Source organism: Duganella zoogloeoides, from assembly GCF_034479515.1.
GTDB classification, from domain to species: Bacteria; Pseudomonadota; Gammaproteobacteria; order Burkholderiales; family Burkholderiaceae_D; genus Rugamonas; species Rugamonas zoogloeoides.
Genome location: NZ_CP140152.1, coordinates 743,926 through 764,505 on the forward strand (window position 1 = coordinate 743,926; position 20,580 = coordinate 764,505).

Annotated in this window: 20 protein-coding genes; 1 reads left to right on the forward strand and 19 read right to left on the reverse strand. The window is 65.5% G+C overall.

The window, feature by feature from the left end:
* Nucleotides 1-35 precede the first annotated feature (35 nt).
* The 4 genes from SR858_RS03290 to SR858_RS03305 all read right to left on the reverse strand — a co-directional run bounded on the left by SR858_RS03290 (nt 36) and on the right by SR858_RS03305 (nt 3,358).
* A complete protein-coding gene (locus SR858_RS03290) occupies nt 36-269 on the reverse strand; it encodes a DUF6139 family protein (protein WP_019924805.1) in 234 nt (77 codons plus the stop codon).
* An 85-nt stretch (nt 270-354) separates the two neighbouring features.
* On the reverse strand, nt 355-1,443 hold the full coding sequence (locus SR858_RS03295) for a glycosyltransferase family 2 protein (protein ID WP_019924806.1): 1,089 nt from the start codon (nt 1,441-1,443) through the stop codon (nt 355-357).
* Between the two features lie 2 nt (nt 1,444-1,445).
* On the reverse strand, nt 1,446-2,546 hold the full coding sequence (locus tag SR858_RS03300; RefSeq protein ID WP_084670237.1) for a glycosyltransferase family 2 protein: 1,101 nt from the start codon (nt 2,544-2,546) through the stop codon (nt 1,446-1,448).
* On the reverse strand, nt 2,543-3,358 hold the full coding sequence (locus SR858_RS03305) for a glycosyltransferase family 2 protein (RefSeq protein WP_019924808.1): 816 nt from the start codon (nt 3,356-3,358) through the stop codon (nt 2,543-2,545). The genes SR858_RS03300 and SR858_RS03305 overlap by 4 nt, the downstream gene beginning before the upstream one ends.
* Nucleotides 3,359-3,406: 48 nt before the next feature.
* Here SR858_RS03305 and SR858_RS03310 point away from each other — a divergent pair, with 48 nt between their 5' ends.
* On the forward strand, nt 3,407-4,657 hold the full coding sequence (locus SR858_RS03310) for an O-antigen ligase family protein (RefSeq protein WP_019924809.1): 1,251 nt from the start codon (nt 3,407-3,409) through the stop codon (nt 4,655-4,657).
* Here SR858_RS03310 and SR858_RS03315 read toward each other — a convergent pair.
* The 15 genes from SR858_RS03315 to SR858_RS03385 all read right to left on the reverse strand — a co-directional run bounded on the left by SR858_RS03315 (nt 4,639) and on the right by SR858_RS03385 (nt 20,429).
* Complete coding sequence (locus SR858_RS03315; protein WP_019924810.1) at nt 4,639-6,879, reverse strand: Ig-like domain-containing protein; 2,241 nt, start codon at nt 6,877-6,879, stop codon at nt 4,639-4,641. The genes SR858_RS03310 and SR858_RS03315 overlap by 19 nt on opposite strands.
* On the reverse strand, nt 6,876-7,886 hold the full coding sequence (locus tag SR858_RS03320; protein WP_019924811.1) for a LytR C-terminal domain-containing protein: 1,011 nt from the start codon (nt 7,884-7,886) through the stop codon (nt 6,876-6,878). Before SR858_RS03320 ends, SR858_RS03315 begins: the two co-directional genes overlap by 4 nt.
* Before the next feature lie 11 nt (nt 7,887-7,897).
* A complete protein-coding gene (locus SR858_RS03325) occupies nt 7,898-8,827 on the reverse strand; it encodes a type II secretion system F family protein (protein WP_019924812.1) in 930 nt (309 codons plus the stop codon).
* 4 nt (nt 8,828-8,831) lie between these two features.
* Nucleotides 8,832-9,806 carry a type II secretion system F family protein gene (locus tag SR858_RS03330; protein ID WP_019924813.1) on the reverse strand — a complete coding sequence of 325 codons (975 nt, stop codon included), beginning with the start codon at nt 9,804-9,806 and terminating at the stop codon, nt 8,832-8,834.
* A gap of 8 nt (nt 9,807-9,814) precedes the next feature.
* Nucleotides 9,815-11,158, reverse strand: a complete 1,344-nt coding sequence (locus SR858_RS03335; protein ID WP_019924814.1) for a CpaF family protein — start codon at nt 11,156-11,158, stop codon at nt 9,815-9,817.
* A gap of 9 nt (nt 11,159-11,167) precedes the next feature.
* On the reverse strand, nt 11,168-12,337 hold the full coding sequence (locus tag SR858_RS03340) for an AAA family ATPase (RefSeq protein ID WP_019924815.1): 1,170 nt from the start codon (nt 12,335-12,337) through the stop codon (nt 11,168-11,170).
* Between the two features lie 20 nt (nt 12,338-12,357).
* On the reverse strand, nt 12,358-12,639 hold the full coding sequence (locus tag SR858_RS03345; protein ID WP_019924816.1) for a hypothetical protein: 282 nt from the start codon (nt 12,637-12,639) through the stop codon (nt 12,358-12,360).
* A gap of 8 nt (nt 12,640-12,647) precedes the next feature.
* Nucleotides 12,648-14,330 carry a type II and III secretion system protein family protein gene (locus SR858_RS03350; protein ID WP_019924817.1) on the reverse strand — a complete coding sequence of 561 codons (1,683 nt, stop codon included), beginning with the start codon at nt 14,328-14,330 and terminating at the stop codon, nt 12,648-12,650.
* Between the two features lie 44 nt (nt 14,331-14,374).
* Nucleotides 14,375-15,274: a Flp pilus assembly protein CpaB gene (gene cpaB, locus SR858_RS03355; RefSeq protein WP_026637836.1), complete on the reverse strand. Its 900-nt coding sequence runs from the start codon at nt 15,272-15,274 to the stop codon at nt 14,375-14,377.
* A complete protein-coding gene (locus tag SR858_RS03360) occupies nt 15,271-16,812 on the reverse strand; it encodes an ATP-binding protein (RefSeq protein ID WP_322534390.1) in 1,542 nt (513 codons plus the stop codon). The genes cpaB and SR858_RS03360 overlap by 4 nt, the downstream gene beginning before the upstream one ends.
* The gene (locus SR858_RS03365; protein ID WP_019924820.1) at nt 16,809-17,384 is read right to left on the reverse strand and encodes an A24 family peptidase; all 576 of its coding nucleotides are present in this window, start codon (nt 17,382-17,384) and stop codon (nt 16,809-16,811) included. Before SR858_RS03365 ends, SR858_RS03360 begins: the two co-directional genes overlap by 4 nt.
* Before the next feature lie 81 nt (nt 17,385-17,465).
* On the reverse strand, nt 17,466-17,627 hold the full coding sequence (locus SR858_RS03370; RefSeq protein WP_019924821.1) for a Flp family type IVb pilin: 162 nt from the start codon (nt 17,625-17,627) through the stop codon (nt 17,466-17,468).
* A gap of 65 nt (nt 17,628-17,692) precedes the next feature.
* Complete coding sequence (locus SR858_RS03375) at nt 17,693-17,854, reverse strand: Flp family type IVb pilin (protein WP_019924822.1); 162 nt, start codon at nt 17,852-17,854, stop codon at nt 17,693-17,695.
* A 240-nt stretch (nt 17,855-18,094) separates the two neighbouring features.
* Nucleotides 18,095-18,769 (reverse strand): response regulator, encoded by a 675-nt coding sequence (locus SR858_RS03380; protein WP_322534392.1) that lies wholly within the window; start codon nt 18,767-18,769, stop codon nt 18,095-18,097.
* 13 nt (nt 18,770-18,782) lie between these two features.
* Nucleotides 18,783-20,429, reverse strand: a complete 1,647-nt coding sequence (locus SR858_RS03385) for a sensor histidine kinase (RefSeq protein ID WP_019924824.1) — start codon at nt 20,427-20,429, stop codon at nt 18,783-18,785.
* Nucleotides 20,430-20,580 lie beyond the last annotated feature (151 nt).

The following is a 20,580-nucleotide window of genomic DNA, read 5'->3' on the forward strand; positions in this document are numbered from 1 at the left end:
GGCGGTAACTGGCCGCGCAGCAGGTTGGCGAGGACTTACAGTTGCGCGGTCACGCTGGTGATGGCGTAACCTTTCGAGCCGATCTGCGCGAGCGGATCGGCGATATGGTAACGGGACAGGTCGCCGTTGTCGTCATCGACCTCGACCTTCTCGGCCTCGACATGCCAGTCGGTGCTGGTCGCTTCTTCCGGAATGGCTTTTCCTTCCGGTACAGCCAGGTAGGTGTGCTTGCCTTCTGCTTCGTCTCGGTAATAAATATCTACACGCATGGGTGACCTCCTTGGGCGAAAAACCCATGGTAGCGGATTTTTCCTACCCGGCGCGTCCGCTTAAAGTCCAGGTGCAGTAAGGAAATTATGCTTTCCCCAGTGCTCGTACCCGCGCCTGGCGCTGCCACAGTTTGACCTTGCGGCTCAGCGTCTGCTTGAAGCGGAATACCAGGCTGTTGGCCAGTGCCTGCCGGACCTGGCGCGCGGCGCGCAGGTCGTCGCGGCGGCTGGTCGAGCGCAGGCTGCCTTGTTCCATCTTGTCCAGCACGTTGTCGGGCGTGCCAAACAGCGTGGCCCGGTAAATCTCTTTCAACTCGCGCCGTACCACGCGCCCGGTCGCCGCTGGCAACTGGTAGGAGTTTTTCACCGCACCGATATAAAAATAGCTGACCACGGCATCGAAGTGGTCGCGCACGCCGGCGCTGACGCCGGCCTGCTCGAGCGCCGGCTTGGTCAGCCCCAGCGCGGCCGTAAAATCGCGGCAATAGTCGGCGCTGACCGACTTGGTGATGCTGACCGGGTGCTGGCGATAGGCCAGCAACTGCTGCGGCAGGTAGTACAGCGAGCGGCAGCGCGCCAGCAGGCGCGGCGTGACGGCCACGTCCTCGAACAGACGCTTGGTGGGATACAGCGGCTGCTCGAAGCTTGCATAAATTTCACGCCGGATCACGCGCGCCCACGCATACAGGTGGCGGTCGGCAAAGAACACGTCGAGAATGGTGTCGGCGTCGGTGATCAGCGTGTCGGGCGTATAGCCCATGTGCACGGCGCGGTTCTTGTCGGGCCGGTCGGGATGCCACATGGAAAAGTCCAGCGCGATCGTGTCGGGATGATGGCTGGCGATTACTGCGTCGAGCCGCGCCAGGATGCCTGGTTGCAGCAGGTCGTCGCTGTCGATGAACAGGATGTAGTCGCCGCGCGCCTCCTGCAGACCCACGTTGCGCACTTGCGCCAGGCCCTGGTTGGCTTGCCGGATCAATCGCAGCGCGCATTGCGGGGTAGCGGCGGCGTGCGCCTGCACGCGGGCGGCGGTGTCGTCGCGCGAACCGTCGTCGATCACGATCAGTTCGTGGGCCGGCCCCATTTGCGGCACGATGTGGGCCAGGCATTCGTCGATGAAACCGGCAGCGTTATAGGCGGGAACGATGATGCTGATGGAAAACGGGGCGGACATGGTCAGTTGGTTTTGCTAAGGCGTTGTTGCCTGGCCATTTGCCAGGTTTTGTAGGCGCGGTTGATGGTCTGGCGCCACTTGAACACGGTGCTGTCGGCCAGCGCCTGGCGCACCTGGCGCGCACAGCGGCGGCCGTTGCGCAGGGTGACCGACGCCAGCTGGCCGGCTTCCAGGTTGTGCAGCGTTTTCTCCACCGTGCCGAACAGGCTGCCAAGGTAAATCTTGCGCACTTCCGCGCGCACCTGGTCCGGCTGGGCGGACGCCGGCAACTGGAACGAGGTCTTGATGGCACACAGGTAGAACAGGGTCGCGGCGCCGTCGAACTCGGCGCGCATGGCCGCGCTGTCGGTCGCGCCGGCACTTTCCAGGTAAGGCCTGGCCGAGGCCAGCGCCAGCACGAAATCGGTACACCACTGCGGCGTGATCACGCGCGTGATGCTGACCGGGTGCTGGCGGTAATGCAGCAGCACCAGCGGCACGTACACCAGCGTGCGGCAGGCGGCCAGCAGGCGCGGCACGATGGCCATGTCCTCGAACAACCGGCCTGACGGAAACAGCGGCAGCCCCAGTTGCAGGTAGATGTCGCGCCGGATGATCTTGCACCACACATACATGTGGCGGTCGGCGAAATACGTGGACAGGATCGCTTCGGGGCCTTCCAGCACCACGTTAGGCGGATAGCCCAGGTGGTGGTATTCGAGCGGCTTGGCGGTGCGGCCCGGGTACCAGATGCAGAAATCGGTGGCGATCACGTCCGGCGCATACTGGGCGATGGCGGCGTCGATACCGTCCAGCGCGCCCGGCTGCAACAGGTCGTCGCTATCGACAAACAGGATGTAGTCGCCGCGCGCCTGCGCCACGCCGTTGTTGCGGGCGTCGGCCACGCCGGCATTGGTCTGCTGCACGATACGCGCCGCGCATTGCGGCCACGCGGCAAACACACCGCGCGCGCGCTCGACGGTGGCATCGGTGGAGCCGTCGTCGATCAGCACCAGTTCGTGGCCGTCGCGCATTTGCGGCAGGATGCAGTCGAGCGTTTCAACGATAAAGTCCTGCACATTGTAGGCAGGCACCACGATGCTCAATCTGAGGGGGGCGTTCATTGCGCCAGTCCCACCGTGGCGCGCACGGTTTTATCCAGCATGCGCGCTTCCACCCGGGCCTTGTTGCTGCTGGCCTGGTCGCGCACGGCTTCGCGGTGCCACAGGTGCAGCACTTCGGTGGCAAATGCGCCATCCTTGCGCAGGATGCCGGCGTTAAACAGGCGCAGCACGATATCGGCATCCTCGTGGCCCCAGCCGGTAAAACTTTCATCGAAACCATTGATGCGCTCGATGTCGCTGCGCCACGCCGCCATGTTGCAACCCTTGATGCGGCGCCAGGTAAAGCGGTTCGATGTGCGTTTGACGTCGGGAAAATGCCACCAAAGTTGTAACAATTTGTTCAGCCCGCCATTCAAACGCAGCTTCAACTGGCCCCACGGCGACAGCTGCAACGGGTGTATTGCGCCCGCCAGCACCTGCGCGGTCAGCGCTTCGCTGAGCAAAATGCGACTGCCGGTTACCATGCAGCCTGGCTCGGCCAACCGCCGATGCTGGCTTATAAAGCTGCTTTGCGGGATGCAGTCGCCGTCGAGGAAGATCAGATAGTCGCCTTTGGCTGCCGCGATACCGAGGTTGCGCACCCGCGCCAGCCGGAAGCCGATGTCCTCTTGCCAGATGTGCCGCAGCGGGACCGGCGAGCGCGCTTGCAGCTCCGCCACGCAGGCACGCGTGTTGTCGGTCGAGCCGTCATCGGCGACAATGAGCTCGAAATTTTTCTCGTCCTGGAGAAAGAATGCCTCGATGACTGCGCGCAGTGCATCCGGGCGATTGTAGGTCGCAATGACGACTGAAATAGTGATTGTTTGTTGCATGAATGGAGGCGGGCAGGGTGATCTCTCGCGGAAAGAACCACAAGAAGAATGATGCATAATACCTTATCGCAAAAGCCTGTCAGCACTGTCTTTTTCAACAGCCTGTTGTTTGCGCCACCATTCCTGTTTTTGATCGCACGCGGCGGTACCGGCTTGTTCAGCCTGGTCTACTTGCTGGTGGCGATCGCCTGCTGGCGCGCCGTCCGTACTGTTGCCGCACCGCATATACGCGAGGTTGTACCGCTGCTGCTGGCCTTTGCTGTTCCCCTGTTGCTGGCCCTTGGATACTACGTATTCGATCCCGAGGTGCGGCTGCGCGACCTCGAGCGCCCGGTGCGTTCGCTGGCCGCTGCCGCTGCGCTGCTGGTGGTGCTGGTGTGGCGGCCATCGCGCCGCTTCCTGTGGTGGGGCCTGATCGCCGGCGCTGTCGCTGGCGCGGTGTTCATCAGCTACCAGCGCTGGGTACTGGGCATGGATCGCCCCGGCGGCTTGATCAACGCGATTACGTTCGGCGATATTTCGTTGTGCATGGGCTTGATGTGCCTGGCGGCCTCGCGCGACTTCCACGGCCGCGCCGTGCTGTGGCCGGTGCTGGGCGCGCTGGCTGGCCTGGTCGGCTCGGTCGCTACCGGCACCCGTGGCGGCTGGGTGGCCGCAATCCTGGCGGTGATATTGCTGCTGCGTTATGGCAATGTGCTGGGTGGCCGCTACCGCAAGGGCGCAGCGCTGCTGGTGCCGGTACTGCTGGCGATGTCGTTCCTGGTGCCGCAAACCGGGGCGCGCGAGCGGGCCATGCAGGGCGTGGCCGATGTCGAGCAATATTTCGCAGGTGGTAACACGTTTACCAATATGGGTGTACGGCTCGAGCTGTGGCACACCGCCACCGAGCTGATCGCCGAGCACCCGTGGCTGGGCCGCAGCGTGGCGGCGGTGGACCGCGCCAAGCAGGCCATGGTGGCCCGCGGCGAGGCGCCGGCTTACATACTCGATCTCGATCACTTCCACAACGACGCGCTGCACGCCACCGTGTTCGGCGGCGTGGTCGGGCTGCTGGCCTGGGCCGGCACACTGCTGCTGCCGTTCCTGTTCTTCCGCCGTCAGTTGCACCGTGGCAGGGCACAGCGCCGCGATGTCACGGCGCCGGCGCTGGCCGGCATGTTGCTGGTGGTCTGCTACTTCGGCTTCGGCCTGACCGAAGTGATTTTCTGGACCATCCACAGCAGCGTGTTTTATGCGCTGATGTTGTTCATGCTGGCCGGCCTGTGCCTGACCGCGCCGCGTCAGTCGGTGACCGGGTAGGAGAAACTGCTCACCACGCCGCTTGGGGTGGTGACGGTGATGTTCAGGGCGCCGCTATTGATCGGATTAAGGCAACCGGTAGCATTCTGGACCGCGTCGCTCGCCAGTTGCACCCGGTAAATCCAACCACTCGAGTCCGGCTGTATGCTGTTGGCCACCACGACATCGGCAGCGGACAGCAAGATGCCATTGGACACGCTGAAGTTGATCCTGGTCCCGGCAGGCAGAGGGTTGCCCGGCAGGTCGAACAGCCAGTTGCTGTCGTTCGGATGCGCGGCCAGTCGGTTGGTGGCAAAAACGGTTGGATTGTTGTCGCGGATGGCGAAACGGAATGTGCGGGTGTCATTGACGAATGGCGTGCCGCTGATGCACTGGCTCAACGCCAGCGTACCGATGGTGGGCGCGCCGCCGACGGCCTGGCCGATTAGTGTGACGTTGGCGGTACTGTTGGACAGCACCATTACCATTGATTGACGCAGATGCACGGTGTCGCCGCTGCCCACACCGGACGCCCGCAGCACGCCATTGTAGATGCCGTTGCCGGCCGCATCCCAGGCACCATTGCCGTTTGTATCGATAAATGACTCGCCGGACACCCTTGCTGCATTGCCTGTTGTGAAGGCGTCGTCGCTGCCGCTGGCGTTGGCGTCGGTGACGGCGCGGTCGTTGCGGAACGGGTCGCCCAAGTCAGTGAATGTTTCGCCAGCATCAAAGCGGTTGTTGCCGTTGGCATCGACAAAACTTTCTTCTCCCAGCGCATAGGCTAGCACCGTCACGCGGCCGTCGGCCGGACGCGGGCTGGCGGCGCAGAAGCGCACCGTGCATTCGCCTGGGGTGCCCTTCTGCTTGATCACGGTACCGTCGGTGAGCGTGGTGGTGGTCTCGCCGGTCAGGCACGAAGCATCGACGGTGCCGCCTTCTGCCGTGAAGCTGACAGCGGTGCCGTCGGGCGCCGGATTGTGGAAGCGGTCGGCCAGGCGCGCGGCCAGCGTGGTGCCGTTCGGCGCCGGGCAGCCATTGAATGAACCGCCCTCGACGTTGCGAATCACTGCGCTGAGCGAGAAGCTGGCCTGCTCCGGCACACCGGTCGATACCACCAACTGGTCGGAGACGGTACTGATGCCATTGCCTGGCAACGTGGCCGACACCCGCACCGGGGTGTTGATATTGCCCGAAGTGACCACTGTCGATACCGTGCCGTCGCTGCCGGTGGTGGCGCTGGCAGGGCTCACTGTCAAACCGCCGACGACGGTGTTGAGCGCGAAGTTGACGACCTGGCCGGCCAGCGGCTGGCCGACGGCGTTGAGCACCTTGAAGGTAACGGTGGCGGTTTCCTGGCGACCGGCGCCTCCGGTGCCCCGCAGCGCAATGTTTTGCGGCAGTGCCGACACGAACGTCAGTTGGCCTGCACTGGCGGCATTCACCGTCAGGTTGGCGCTGCGGGTGACGGTGACGCCGCTGACCACTGCGGTGGCGGTGACGATGTCGGTGGTGCCGCAACCGAGGTCGGTGTACGAGCTGCTGGCCACGCCATTCACGGTGGTCACCGGCGTGATCAGGCGGGCCCTGCCGGCCGTCACGCACGGCGAACTGAACGCGACCGCCAGCGGTGGTGCATACGGCGTGGTGCCGCTCAAGACAGTCACTTGCACACCTGCGGTGCCGCCGGCTGCCAGGCTGGTGGGGGCGATCGACAAGGCGCCCAGCGTCACGGCCGAATAATCGACCGTGTAGTTGACGCTGGCGGTAGCGGTCTTGCCGTCGACGCTGGCGCTGGCCGTGGCCGTGAACGCGCCAGCGGTGGTGCCCACCGGCAGACCCACGCGCGCGGTGCCGGTGGCGTCGGTCACTGCCGTGCCGGCAGCTGGCACGAACACACCGGTGGCGTCGGTGGTGGTAAACGTTACCACCGTGTTGGCGACGGCCGCATTGGCGCCGTTGCGGAACACCGCCACCAGGTTGCCCGGGCGGTCGTTGCTGATGGTCGTGATGGGGGCGTTGGCGCTGTCGGTCAGTGCGACCGTCATGCGGGGCGCGGTGGCGCCGGTGCCGGTACCACAGCCGGGCAGGTTCGGATCGCGGCTGGGGTCGATCGTCACGCAGCCGCTGGCGCTGTTACCACCGCCGCCGCCGCAGGCGGCCAGCAGCATCGCCAGGATGGCGGCCAGGAAGAGCTGGAGCAGGTGGCCGGTATGGTACCGGGTGGACGTGGTTCGGTTCATGGAGACTCCTGGTTGAAAGCTGTGACGGGGCGCTCTTGGCGCGCCAGCAAATTCGGATTGATGGTGTGCCGATCCTGGCCCAGCACCAGCCGCAAAGCGACCTGGCGCGGCAGGGTGGCGACCGGCACCAGTGTTGCCGGGCTGCCCAGCGCGGTACGCAGCGCGCTGGCGCGTTGTTGCTGGCCAGGCACATACTCGATCACCGTGCGCGCCTGGGTGTACCCGCGCTGGTTGCCAAGCACAGAACTGGCGGCGGCAAAACCGCGTTGGCGCAGCATGTCGCGCATTCTGGCGGCGCCGCTCGGCATACCGTTGCCGTTGACGATATGCAGGCACTCGGGCGCGCTGGCGTCGCTATCGGTTGCCGATGCGATGGACACTGCGGCAACGGTGGCCGCAGCCTGCAGACGCAATTCATTGGGCCCCATGCGCACCAGCGACAACTGCGGCGTTGGCGCGGTCGTCAAGGCGAACGGCTGCAGCGTCATCGTCGGCGCAGCCACTGGCACGACGGCAGCGGTATCGAGCTTGCCGCCGCCCAGCAGCGAAAGATTGGCGCGCGCGGGACCGTAGTCCGGGTCCAGCGCCAGTGCGGCCCGCAGCGTGGCGGCTGCTTGTGCATGCTGGCCCTGCAAATATTGAAGATAGCCGAGATTGCCGAGCGCCTGGGCGCTGTACGGAAAATCCCTGGTCAGCTTTTGCAGCAATGCTGCCGCTTCGTCCAGGCGGCCCTGCTTTGCCAGCAGTACCGCGCGGGCGTTGCGGGCGTCGAGCTGGTCCGGGTCCAGCGCCAGCGAGCGGGCGTAGGCGGCATCGGCGCGCGCCAGGTCACCCTGCTGCTCGTAGGCGCGGCCCAGCCGGTAGGCGTAGCCGGGCTGGTTGCCGTCGCCGTCACTGATGCGCAGCAGCGGCGCCGTGGCCAGCGCTGGCGCCGGCTTGGGCGCGGTGCCGCACGCCGGCAGCAGGCCGGCGGCGCACAGGGCGAGACAGATCGCGTGAGATCGCATGCAGGTTCCGGTTAAAGGTTGGCCGCGCCCAGGCCCTGGTACAGCTGCAGGAGCGCAGGGCCCAGCAACACCACCAGCAAGCTGGGGAAGATGAAGAAAATCAGCGGGAACAGCAGCTTCAGGGCGATCTTGGCGGCCTGCTCCTCGGCGCGCTGGCGGCGCTTGGTGCGCAGCAGTTCCGACTGCACCCGCAGCGAATCGGCCACGCTGGTACCGAAGCGGTCGGCCTGGATCAGCATCGTCACCAAGGCATCGACATCGTCCACGCCGGTGCGCAGCGACAGGTTGCGCAGCGCCTTTTCCTTGGCGCTGCCGGCGCGCAGTTCCAGCGTGACCAGTTGCAGTTCCTCGGCCAGGATCACGCTTTTCAGGCCTATCTCCTGCGCCACCCGCGCCAGCGCCGCGTCCATCGCCAGGCCCGCTTCCACGCACACCGTCATCAGGTCCAGCGCATCGGGAAAACTTTCGAAAATGTCGCGCTGGCGGCGCTTGATCACTTCGTTCAGCACCAGGCCCGGCACGTAGTAGCCGATGGCGGCGGCCACCAGCAGGTAGCTGAGCTTGGTCATGCCCTCGGCCTGGCTGCCGGTGCTGCTCAGGTACAGGAACACCAGCAGCGGCAGCAGCAAGGCCAGCCCGGTCTTGGCGGCGTAAAACAGGCCCGGCGCGGCCGGCGTGCGCCAGCCGGCGTTGATGAAGCGGCGGCGCACGGCCGAGGTTTCCCAGCCTTCGGCCGGCACCGACAGCTTGGCCAGCGGCGAGGCCAGGTTGACCAGCTGTTGCAGCCAGCGGCCACGGTCGAAGCGCGACTCGGGCTGCTCGGACAGGGCGTCGAGCCGGTCACGCACGGCGGTGTTGGTAAACAGGCGCGCGGCCACCAGCGCGGCGCCAAACACGCCGATGAAGATCACGACCAAAAAAATCAGTTGAATCGGTGTCATGGGGTCAGATCCTGATTTTGGTGATCTTGCGGATCACCAGGAAGCCGAGCAGCATCATGCCTGCCGCACCCATCAGCAGGCGCTGGCCCTGAGGATCGACAAACAGGATGGTGAGGAATTCGCGGTTCAGCACGAACATGATGCCGCCCACGCCGAACGGCAGCAGACCCAGCACCCAGGCCGACATCTTGCCCTCGGCCGACATCACGCGCACTTGCGCCAAGAGGCGCAGGCGGTCGCGGATGATGGCGCTGATCGACGCCAGCAGCTCGGTCAGATTGCCGCCGGTCTCGCGCTGGATCAGCACCGCCACCACGAAGTAGCGCAGGTCGGCGCTGGGCACGCGCTGCGCCATGCCCATCAGCGCGTCCGGCATGCTGATGCCGAAATTGACTTCGTCGAACACGGCGCGAAATTCCATCGACAGCGGCATCGGCATTTCGTCGGCCACCATCTTCAGCGCGGTGGGAAATGCGTGGCCGGCCTTCATGGCGCGGCTCATCATGTCGAGCGCTTCGGGCAGCAGCAGTTCGATGCGGGTGATGCGGCGCTTCTTGGCGCGGTTGAGCTCCCACCACGGCAGGCAGGCGGCGCACAGGCCCAGCACCAGCGCGCCGCTGAACGGCAGGCGCAGCACCAGCCCCAGCACCACGCCGCACACCGCCGCGATGGCGATGATGGCAAGCAGGCGCGCGGCAGTCCAGCTGCGGCCCGATTGCAGCAGCACCTGGTCGAGCAGCAGGATGCCGGGGATGTGCAGCAGCAGGCGGTGGGTGTCGGGATCGCGGCTGAGCATGCGGTCCTTGGTGATCGAGACGGCCAGCTCCGCGCCGTCGTCGCCGATGGCGTTGCGCAGGCGCCGCGCCACGCGCTTGGCCTGCTCGCCCTTGACGTTGTGCACGCTGCTGTAGATGCCCCACACCAGCAGCGCCACGGCGCCGAACACGCACAAGCCGAAAACGATCAAACGGTAATCCATGCTGGCCCTCAGCTCGGCTCGAACACGGTGTTCGACACCGTGACGCCGAAATTGCGCAGGCGGTCGATGAAGCGCGGCCGGATGCCGCTCGGGCTGTGGTGGCCGTGCACGGTGCCGTCGTCGCCGAGGCCGGTCTGCTTGTAGCTGAAGATCTCCTGCATGGTGATCATCTCGCCCTCCATGCCGGTCACTTCCTGGATCGACATCACCTTGCGCTTGCCGTCGGGCAGGCGCGAGACCTGTACCACCACGCCCACGGCAGAACTGATCTGCTGGCGCATGGCCTTGGTGGGCAGGTTGGCGGCGGCCATGCTGATCATGTTTTCCAGCCGCGTGAGGGCGTCGCGCGGGGTGTTGGCGTGGATGGTCGCCATCGAGCCTTCGTGGCCGGTGTTCATCGCGCCCAGCATGTCGAGCGCTTCGGCGCCGCGCACCTCGCCCAGGATGATGCGGTCGGGGCGCATGCGCAGCGCATTGCGCACCAGCGCGCGCTGCGTCACTTCGCCCTTGCCCTCGATATTCGGCGGCCGGGTTTCCAGCCGCACCACGTGCGGCTGCTGCAGTTGCAGCTCGGCCGCGTCTTCCACCGTGACGATACGCTCGGTCTGGCCGATGAAGCCGGAGATCACGTTGAGCATGGTGGTCTTGCCCGAACCGGTACCGCCCGAGATCAGGATGTTGACCTTGGCGCGGCCCAAACCCTGCAGTACTTCCGCCATGTCGGCCGTCATCGAGCCGTAGGCCACCAGGTCGGCCAGGCGCAGCGGGTCGGCCGAAAAGCGCCGGATCGAGACGATCGGGCCGTCGATCGCCAGCGGCGGAATGATGGCGTTCACGCGCGAACCGTCGGGCAGGCGCGCATCGACCATCGGGCTCGATTCGTCGATGCGGCGGCCCACGCGCGAGACGATCTTGTCGATGATCTTCATCAGGTGGGCGCTGTCGGTGAAGGTGACGTCGGTCAGCTCGAGCTTGCCGCGCCGCTCGACATAGATCTGGCGGTGGGTGTTGACCAGGATGTCGGACACGGTGGGGTCTTCCAGCAGCGGCTCGAGCGGACCAAAGCCGAGCATCTCGTTCTGGATGTCGCGGGTGAGATTCTTGCGCTCGGCATCGTTGATGACGACCGATTCTTCTTCCAGCAGCCGCTCGACCAGCGTGCGCAGTTCGAGCTTGATCTGGTCCTGCGACAGGCGCTGGATGCTTTCCAGGTCCACCCGGTCGAGCAGGGTCTGGTGCAGGCGGTGCTTGAGGTCCTGGTAGGCGCGGTTGTCGATGCCGGTCACGCGCTGGGCCACCACGCGGGTGGTGCCGGTCTCAAGCCGCTCGCGCAGAGAAATAGGGGTATTCATGGTGGCTCCTTAATCCTTGCGGCCGCGCAGCTTGTCGATCCAGCTGACCGGTTTGACGGCGGCCGCTTCGCCACTGAGGCTGCGCGCGAATTCGTCGAGCGCGCGGCTCAACGGGCTGGTGGGCGCCAGCTTCATCACCGGCACGCCCTGGTTGACCGAGGCGGCGGCAGCGTCGTAGTGGTTCGGGATGGTCTGCATCTGGTCGGTGTCGAATGCCGCCTCCAGGTCTTTCAAACGGATTTCGCCGCCCTTGTCGTGGCGGTTGACGATCAGCTGGATTTTTTCTTTCGAATATTCGAGCGAACGGAACACCGTCAGCAGGCGCTTGCTGTCGCGGATGTACGGCAAGGTCGTTTGCAGGATCGGGAAAATCAGGTCGGCGTGGTCGAGCGCGCGGATGGTCACCGCGTCCAGGCTGCGGCCCACGTCAAGGATGATGAAGTCGTACTGCTGGCGCGCCAGCTTGAGGATGGCGTCGATATGGTCGGGCTTGACGTCGCTGGTATGGGCCGGGTCGGACGGCGCGGCCAGCACGCCGTAGTTGGGCAGAATGCTCAGCATGCTCGAGGCCAGGAACGACGGGTCGAGCCGGTGGATCTGGCTGGCCACGTCCGACAGCGTGGCCAGCGGCTTGTGGTCGGAGACGAACAGCGAGGCATCGCCAAATTGCAAGTTCATGTCGATCAGCGCCACGCGCTTGGCGCCGCTGGCCGCGAGCGCATAACCGAGGTTGGTGGCGAGAAAAGTCGCGCCGCTGCCGCCCTTGCACGAGATGAATGCCAGTACCTTGCCGCTGGCGTGGTGGCGCCGGCCCAGCTTTTCGGCAATGCGGTCGAGCACCGGGTACAGCGTGGCGGACGTGACCGGGGCAGGCAGCACTTCGCGCACGCCGGCGCGCATTGCCTGCAGCAGAAAATCGGACGAACTCTCGCTGGTGAGCGCAATGAAAGCCATGGTCGGATGCAGGCCGCTCAGGCGCTCGACCTGGATCAGGTCGCCGTCAGCAACGGACGGCTGGTCGATGATCAGCACGTCGGGCAACTGCTCGTCGGCCATGCCGGCCAGCCGGATCAGGCCGCCCGACAGCAAGTCCACCTCGTCGCCGGTCGGGCGTGCGCGCAGCAGGCGGCCCAGGTCCAGCAGGTGGCGTTCATCCTTGGAAATGACGGCGATTTTCAATGGGTGTCCTTGGCGGTGGTTCAGCGCGTACCCGAGCTGGTGCCCGAGCCCGTGGTCAGCGAACTGCCCTGGGCTTCCGGCGCGCGGAACGATTTCTGATAGTTTTCATACACGGACTCGGCAGCCTTGCCGTCCATGCCATTGACGGGCGAGCGGTTGGCGCCGGCCTGCGGGTTCAGCGTTTGCTGCGCCAGCGCCTGCTGCACGCTGGCGCCGAACTGGCGGTCCAGCCGTGGCGACAGCGAGCAGCCACTGAGCACCAGCGTGGTCACCAGGGCGGCGGATAGAAATATGCGGGCCATGCGGTCTCCTATTTGACGTCGAAGCCGGTGGCGGTGGGTGTCGCTTCGGCTGGCGCTGGTGCCGCTGCCGGTGCTGGTGTCGATGCTGGCGCCGGCGCGCGGCCTTCCATCTTGCCCATGCCGAAGAAGTCGAAACGGTTCGGCGGCACGTAGTCGTCGGTCGGCAGCTTGGGGTTGGGCGCCAGCGGCCGCGCCAGGTGCGGCGTGACGATGAACACCAGCTCGGTGCGGTCGCTCTGGAAATCGCTGCTGCGAAACAGCGCGCCCAGGATCGGAATTTCACCGAGGCCCGGGAAGGCCTTGATGCTGGTGGTGACGTTGTTCTTGATCAGGCCGCCGATGGCAAAACTCTGGCCATCGTACAACTGCACCGTGGTGCTGGCGCGGCGCGTGGTAAAGGCCGGCAGGATGGCGGTGGCGGTGCTGCCGGTGGCGCTGATGCCGATGCCTTCGCGGTTGATCTCGGAGACTTCGGGCGCCACGCGCAGGTTGATGCGGCCGCCTTCGAGCACGGTGGGGGTGAACTTGACGGCCACGCCGTATTCCTTTTCTTCGAGCGTCACGCGCGACGAGCCGCCGGTGCCGTCCTGCGCCACCGGGATATAGATTTTGCCGCCAGCGAGGAAGCTGGCCTCCTGGCCGCTGATCGCCATCACGGTCGGCTCGGCCAGGATCTTGACCAGGCCGTCGCGCTTCTGGGCGTCAAGCGTGGCGAAGTTGCCGTTCTTGCCGTTGAACGCATCGAGCTTGCTGGCATTCCCGGTAAGCAGATTCGACAGCAGGCTGTAGGTCCAGTTGCCGGCGGTGCCGGCCACGCCGATGCTCGCGCCCAGCTGGTCCACCAGGCTTTTCGACACTTCGGCAATTTTCACTTCCAGCATCACCTGCTGCGGTGCGGCCACCGACAGCATGTTGACCACGCGGCTGGCGGCGCTGCCCACGGCGGTGCCGCCCGTCAGCAGGCTGGCGCCGGAATCGACCGCAGTCAAGGGTGCGCCTGCGCTGCCGGGACCGCCATTACCAGCGGCACCGGCGGTAGCGGCCGCACCTGCGCCAGATTGCGCCGGCGCCTGGCTCATGGCGCCGCGCGCGCCGCGCTGCAGGTAGGCGGTCGCAACCGCCACCACCTGGCCGGCGCGGATGGTGTCGGCCACGCTGCCCGACAGGATCAGGGCGTTGCCGGACACGGTGACCACGATATCGCGCTCGGTGGGGAACAGGGCGGCGAACTGCTGGCGCAGCGGCGCGGCATCGATGCCCACGCTGATGTCGATGATGGTGGCCTGGTTGGCCTTGTTCCACAGGATCAGGTTGGTGGTGCCGGTGGCCTTGCCCAGCATATAGACTTCGCTGGGATTGATCAGGATGACGTCGGCCACGCGCGCATCGCCCACCGCCAGCCGCGCCGCCGGATAGGGCAGGTGCATCAGGGTGGACTTGCCTTCTGCCAGGTCGATCTGCTGCGCCATCTGCACACTGCTGGCGTTGCCGGCCGCCGTGCCGGGCAGGCCCGACGGCGTGGTGGCGATGGCAGCGGTGGCCGCAGTGGCGGCCGGCGCGGTGGCCGGCTTGGCCTTGCCCTGCGCGTGCACTACCGGCGCCGAGACGGCCAGGGTTGCCAGCGCGGCCAGCACGGCCAGTGTCGTCAGTCCGGCGGGTGCCGCCTTGGCAGTCATGCGAAATACGGTCATCGATGGCATCCTTGTGCGTGGTAAAACAAAGCGAAGCGGGGACATCAGAATTGCTGGGTGCTGCGGTCGAGGCCCTTGATCACTTCGACCTTGTCGCCGTGCGGCACGGCCGGGCGCGGCGCCGGCGCTGGTGCCGCTGCCGGTGCCGGTGCAGCGGCCGCCGCCTTGGCAACCGACTGCTGCGGCTGCGGACGATTGCGGCCCAGCAGCGCGGCGCGTGCGCCGTCGGGGTCGAGCAGGCTGTCCTTGGTGGCGCCGGCGGTATCGGCGGTCTTGGGATCGATCTGGTTGCGCAGCACCAGCGACAGCGTGCCCACGCTGCGCGCCAGGTCGAGCTTTTCCACCTGGTCCGGCGTCAGTTCCAGCGTGACGGCGTTGACCACTTTCGGCTTGGTGTCGTCGCGGTTCGATTCCTGCGCCACGGCCAGCACCAGGATCCGTTCGAGCACGATCTTGGAGATCGCCTGTTCGCGCGCACGGTCGTTGCCGAAGTCGCCGCGCGCTTCTTCCTGGGTGTTGACCAGGATGTCGACAAAATTGCCGGGCAGGGCAAAGCCTGCCACGCCCACTACGTCGTTGACGCGCACCGTCATGGCGCGCTTGCCTTGCGCCACCACGGCCGACAGGCCGCCGGTGGTGCCGGCCGGCGCCAGCTTGCTTTCCATGATGGGTTCGCCATGTTCGATGGCGGTGCGCGAGACGCGGTTGTCGAGCTGCTTGATGTCGGTGATCGCGCCCGGCGGCATGGCGTTGCTGGGCCACTCGATCAGGTTGAGCATCTCGGGCGTGATGCGCGCGCCCATCGGAATATCGACCAGCGCCACTGCCACCTTCTTGTTGCCGGCCGCACCCTGGTCATTGATCCAGTGCGCCGCCACTACCACCGCCACCAGCGCCAACACCAGCGCGACTGCGATCATCACCAGGGCCCGTGTATTTCTCATGAGTTTGCTTTCATCGGATTGAGTGCCGCGCCGCCGTCACGGCGCTCCCGGTCGGCATCGCCGCCGGTACTGTGGTGGTGCTGGGCTGCTGCCATGCGGCGCACGCCGGCGCCAGCGAAATAGTTATGCCAGGCCCAGTCGAGCGCGGCGCGCGTCATCACTGCCGGCGCCGCCTCGTAGCGGGCCAGGTCCAGCAGTTGCCGGATCAAATCGCGGGGATAGCATGCGAGCAGCGGCACATCTTCGCGGCGGTGTTTTTCCTGCAGCAGGTAGTGGTAGGCATCGGGCTCGAAGTTGAGACCCGCTTGCTGACAGACTTGACGGAAAATGCGTTCATATTCAGCCTCTGTTTGCGGCGGCACTTCGATCTTGTAACCGAGGCGGCGCAGGAAAGCGCCATCGGACAAGCGCTCGGGTAAGAAGTTCGATGAGAATACCACGACTACATCAAACGGAACCTCGAAAACGTGGCCTGTATGCAACGATAAATAGTCGATTCCGCGATCCATCGGCACGATCCAGCGGTTCATCAGTTCCAGCGGCGAACAGCGCTGGCGCCCGAGGTCGTCGATGATGAAGATGCCGTTGTTGGCTTTCAAATGGGGAGGCGCCTGGTACAGGCGCGTGTTCGGGTCGAAGCGCAGGTCGAGCATCTCCAGCGTCAGTTCGCCGCCGGTCAGCGTGGCCGGGCGCTGCACGCCGCGCACCCAGCGCAGGTCGATGCTGCGCAGCTTGTCGATGCTGTCGTGGCCGGCGCTGTCCGGCGCTGCCGCCTCGACCTGGTTGCTGGCGCGGTGCTGGACCGGATCGTAGAACGGCACCACTTCGCCGTCGATCATGATGGCGTAGGGCAGGGCGATGTCGCCGTGCAGCAGGCCGCGCAGGCGTTCGGCCAGGTAGGTCTTGCCGCTGCCGGCCAGGCCGTGAATGAAAATCGCGCGGCCCGAGTTCATCGCAGCACCGAGCTGGTCGAGCACTTGCTGGTTGACCACGATGTCGTTGAATTCGCGCGTGACATCGGCGCGCGTGACGTGCAGGTCGGCCACGCTTTGCAGCGCCACCTGGCGCCGGTAGTCGGCCAGGGTCACGGGCGCCGGACCGGCGTAGGCATTGCGCGCCATGCACTGGCGCGCGCGCTCGTGACCGAGCTCGGTCAGGTGGTAGGCCAGGTCGGCATCGGTGCCGCTGCCGCCGCGGCGCGTGACTTCGCACAGCTTTTCCGTGCGCATGAACGCGATCAGCGGATCGATCACACCGACGGCCAGTTTCAGGTGGCTGGCCAGTTCCGGCAGCTTGAGCTGGCCGCGCTGGGCCAGCACCTTGAGCAGCAGCTCGACCAGGAACAGGAACGGCAAACCGGTATCTTCCACCGTGCGCGGCGCGCGCATGAAGGCGGGAGCCGTCGTCGATGCAGTAGCGGTGGCAGCGGACGCCGTGTTAGCGGACGCCGTGTCAGCGGTCAAGGTGGCCATGCCGGCAGCAGCCGCAGGTGCGCCATGCACAGCCGGCACGGGGGCGAAGGGCGCAGGCAGGTTCACGCGAACAGGCTCTTGGCGTTGAGCGCAGCGTACACCAGGTAAGGCGCGGCGCCGGCGGCGATGGCGATGGCATACGGCAGCTTGCCGCTGGGTGCGGCCGGTGCTTCGATCGCGGCCGACTGGCCGTTGAGGGCGCCGAACACGCTGTGCGTGACCAGGTGCATGGAATTGCCGAGCATGCGCTTGAGCGTGCCAAGATACATCGACACCACCAGCGCCAGCACGCCGCCGGCCAGCAAGGTGCAGGCGGCGATGCCGATCACGGCGCCGGGGCCGACAAAGGCGCCGATCATGGCCAGCAGCTTGACGTCGCCGGCGCCGAGCGCGCGCAGTGCATACATGGGCAGCAGCAGGGCCAGGCCGGTACCGAAACCGGCCAGCGACCACAGCAGGCCGATGCTGCCGAACGGCGCGACGAACAGGCCATCACCGGCAGGCAGCACCAGCTGCAAGGCAAAAGCGAGGACCAGGCCCACGAGGACGAGCTGGTTGGGAATGCGGCGGCTGCGCACGTCCTGCCAGACGGCGCCAGCGAGCAACAGCGACAACACGATGAAGGGTAACCATTTCATGGCCAGATCTCGTCTCGTTGGGGAATAAAAAAATGCCCGGCCGGTGTGAACCGTACCGGACATTCCTGGTGAAGCAGCTACTTAGGCGGTGGCGGTAACGACTTTGCCGAACAGCGTCTGGATCTGGGTGCCCAGGGTTTTGACGGCGGTCAGGCCAACCACGGCGACCAGTGCGGCGATCATGGCGTATTCGATAGCGGTCACACCGGATTCGTCGGCGATGAAGTTTTTGATGGCGTTCATGATGTTTTCCTTGAAAAGTTATTCGTTAAGTAAATTGCGGTAATGCGTGTACGGTACGGCGGCGATCAGGCGGTGGCGGTAACAACTTTGCCGAACAGCGTCTGGATCTGGGTGCCCAGGGTTTTCACTGCGGTCAGGCCGACGACGGCGACCAGTGCGGCGATCATGGCGTATTCGATAGCGGTGACACCGGATTCGTCGTTGATGAAGTTTTTGATGGCGTTCATGTTGGTTTCCTTGAGTGGGTTAATGTTGCCTGCCCTTGTGGGCTTCAGCTACTTAACAACACCTGAGCTGATGGAATGAATTATAGAGACGCGCCTTTCCCGCCACATCGGACAATGCTCCTGAAATGACTGTGACAAAGCGGTGGATCTGGCCGTGACATTTGTCATTGCCAGAAGTGATACGGGGGCGTGACGACCGGGGAGCGGGTGATTGGCAGGGGGCGGGGAGCGCCTACCCCGTTATCCGAGGCGGTTCTTGGTGGCGTAGACATAGAGCTCGAGCCGGTTGGCGACGTCGAGCTTCTGGTAAATCGAGGTGAGGTAGTTGCGCAGCGTGGGTTCGGCGATGAACAGCTGTTGCGCCAGGTCCTTGTTGGCGGCGCCGTTGCTGTGCACGACGGCCTGGACGATCTTGCGCTCCTTGAGCGTGAGCGAGGCGATTTTCTCCGCTTCGAGATTGCGGTAGTCGGCGGCAGCCGGGTTGATGAACGCGCCCAGCATGGCCGACATCATGGTTTGCGACATCCACATCTCGCCCCCGTGGACCTTGCGCACGGCCGCCAGCACCACTTCGGCGTCGGCATCCTTGCCCACCACGCCGCGCGCACCGAGACGCATGGCCTGGCCCAGCAGCGCCTCGTCGCGGTTGCCGGACAGGATGATCACGCGCGCGGCGCGCCCGGTCAGCAGGTCGGGCAGGATCTCGAGCGAGCTGCGGCCGCCCAGGTCGAGGTCGAGCAGCACGATGTCGGGACGCGTGCGTGCCGCCTCGACCAGGGCCTGGTCGGGATCGGCGGCGGTGGCCACCAGCTCCATCTCGGGCGCGGTGCCTTCGATCAGCTTGCGCAAACCCCAGAGCAGGGTAGCGTGGTCATCGACCAGCATCACGCGGATCGGTACGGGGGGACTACTCACGGTGGTTCCTTTCTCACAACGGAATGCTGACCCGGACCCGGGTGCTGCCGTCCGGATGCGTGATCTCGACCCCGCCACCGAGTGCAGCGGCCCGCTCGGCGATGGAACCGGGCAGGAATTCACCGGGCGTTCCGTCCGGGTTTTCATTGTCGAGATCGATCTGCAGACAACGGTTTACGGTCGCTAGTGTAACCGCACCGACCCGCGCACGCGTGTGCTTGCGGATATTGCTCATCCCCTCGTTAACAATCTGGAACACTTCCGCCGCCAGGCGGTCGCTGATATCGACCTCGGGCACGACGCGCAATTCAATTTCCAGTCCGTAAAACTCCTGGATCTGGCGCGCCTGGCGACGCAGCGCCGTCATCAGCTCCGGCTCGCCGCTGCCATTATCCTTGCGCACGTTGCGGGCAAAGTTGCGCATGTCGCCGATCACTTCGCCGCTCATGGCGATCAGCTTGTCGAGGTCGTCCAGCAGCGGATTGTCGGGCGCGGCGCCGTGGCGCATCGCGGACAGCGCGTGGCGCAGGCCGATATACGGCTGGATGGTGGTGTCGTGCAGGTCGCGGGCGATTTTCTGGCGCTCGCGGAAGGCCGCTTCCGACGCCATGCTGTCGAGCAGGGCGATATTTTCGATCACTGGAAACGCCTGGCCCACCACCTGCGCCAGGAAACTGGCATCGCTGCGTTTGAAGCGGCGCCCGGCCGAGACCACGAAGATGCGGCCCGCCCCCCGGCGCAGCGGCAGCGGCGCGCTGATGAAGGCGCACGCATCGAACAGGTCGGCCAGCTGCTCGCAGGGCGCCGTATCGATCGGCTCCCAGCGGCCGTCGGTCTGGCGCGCACGGGCCTCGCCGCTCCACGGCAGGCGCGCATCGAGCGGCTGGTTGTACAGTATCTTGTGGCCGGGCGGAAAACCGAGCAGCGGCGCGGCCGCCGCGTTCGACATGCGCGAGACGGTGGCGGCGCGTCCCGCATATTGCGCGCTGACGGAGCGCAGCAGCCAGTTGGCATCGTCGTCCTCGCGCATCAGCAGGATGCAGGTGCTGGCCTGGTAGAAGGCCCGGGTTTCCTCCAGCAGCGAGGTCAGCGTTTGCGCCACGCCGAAGCGCGGGTTGAACATCCGGCTCACGTGGCGCAGCAAGCCCAGCCTGCGGCGCTGGACGATGCCCATCTCGCCCCAGTAGGCGATCATGTAGCCGAGCACCAGCACGAAGGTGATGCGCAGCAGCAGGTGGGCCGGGTCGGCATCCGGGTTGACGATGAGCGCGGCGGCGGCCAGCACGGCGGCGGAGGCCAGCGAAATCCGCGCGCCTTCCTCGAAGCCCCACTGGAACGACGTGGTCAGGATCACGAAAAAGAAGAATGGCACAAAGAAGCTGTTGTTGCCGCCGCTGAAGTACACCATCAGCCCATACCAGCCCAGGTCCAGCCAGTACACCGTCTTGCCGTGCCAGAAAGGATTGCGGTGCAGGCGCGCGGCCAGGTACAGCACCGCGCTGTGGATCGCGTACGCGAGGAAAATGACAGTGCCGAGCCCGGACCTGAAGTCGAGGTCGGCGGGAGCGATGTACAGCGTCAGCAAAGCCGAGATCGCCAACACCAGGCGCATGCCGAACACCATGGTCGCGCTGGTGGCGTCCGCGGTCGGATCTGCCACGCTGGGGCCTGTCGCTGGCTTGCTAATTGTTGCCACCGTGTCTCCGGGCTGTGAAAGAGTGTTGCATTGTACAAAAAAAATCCGCGACTTCAATAAGCTAAGCTGTTGTTTATTCAGGCATATTATCAGCTTGAAAACGTCAAGCGACCAC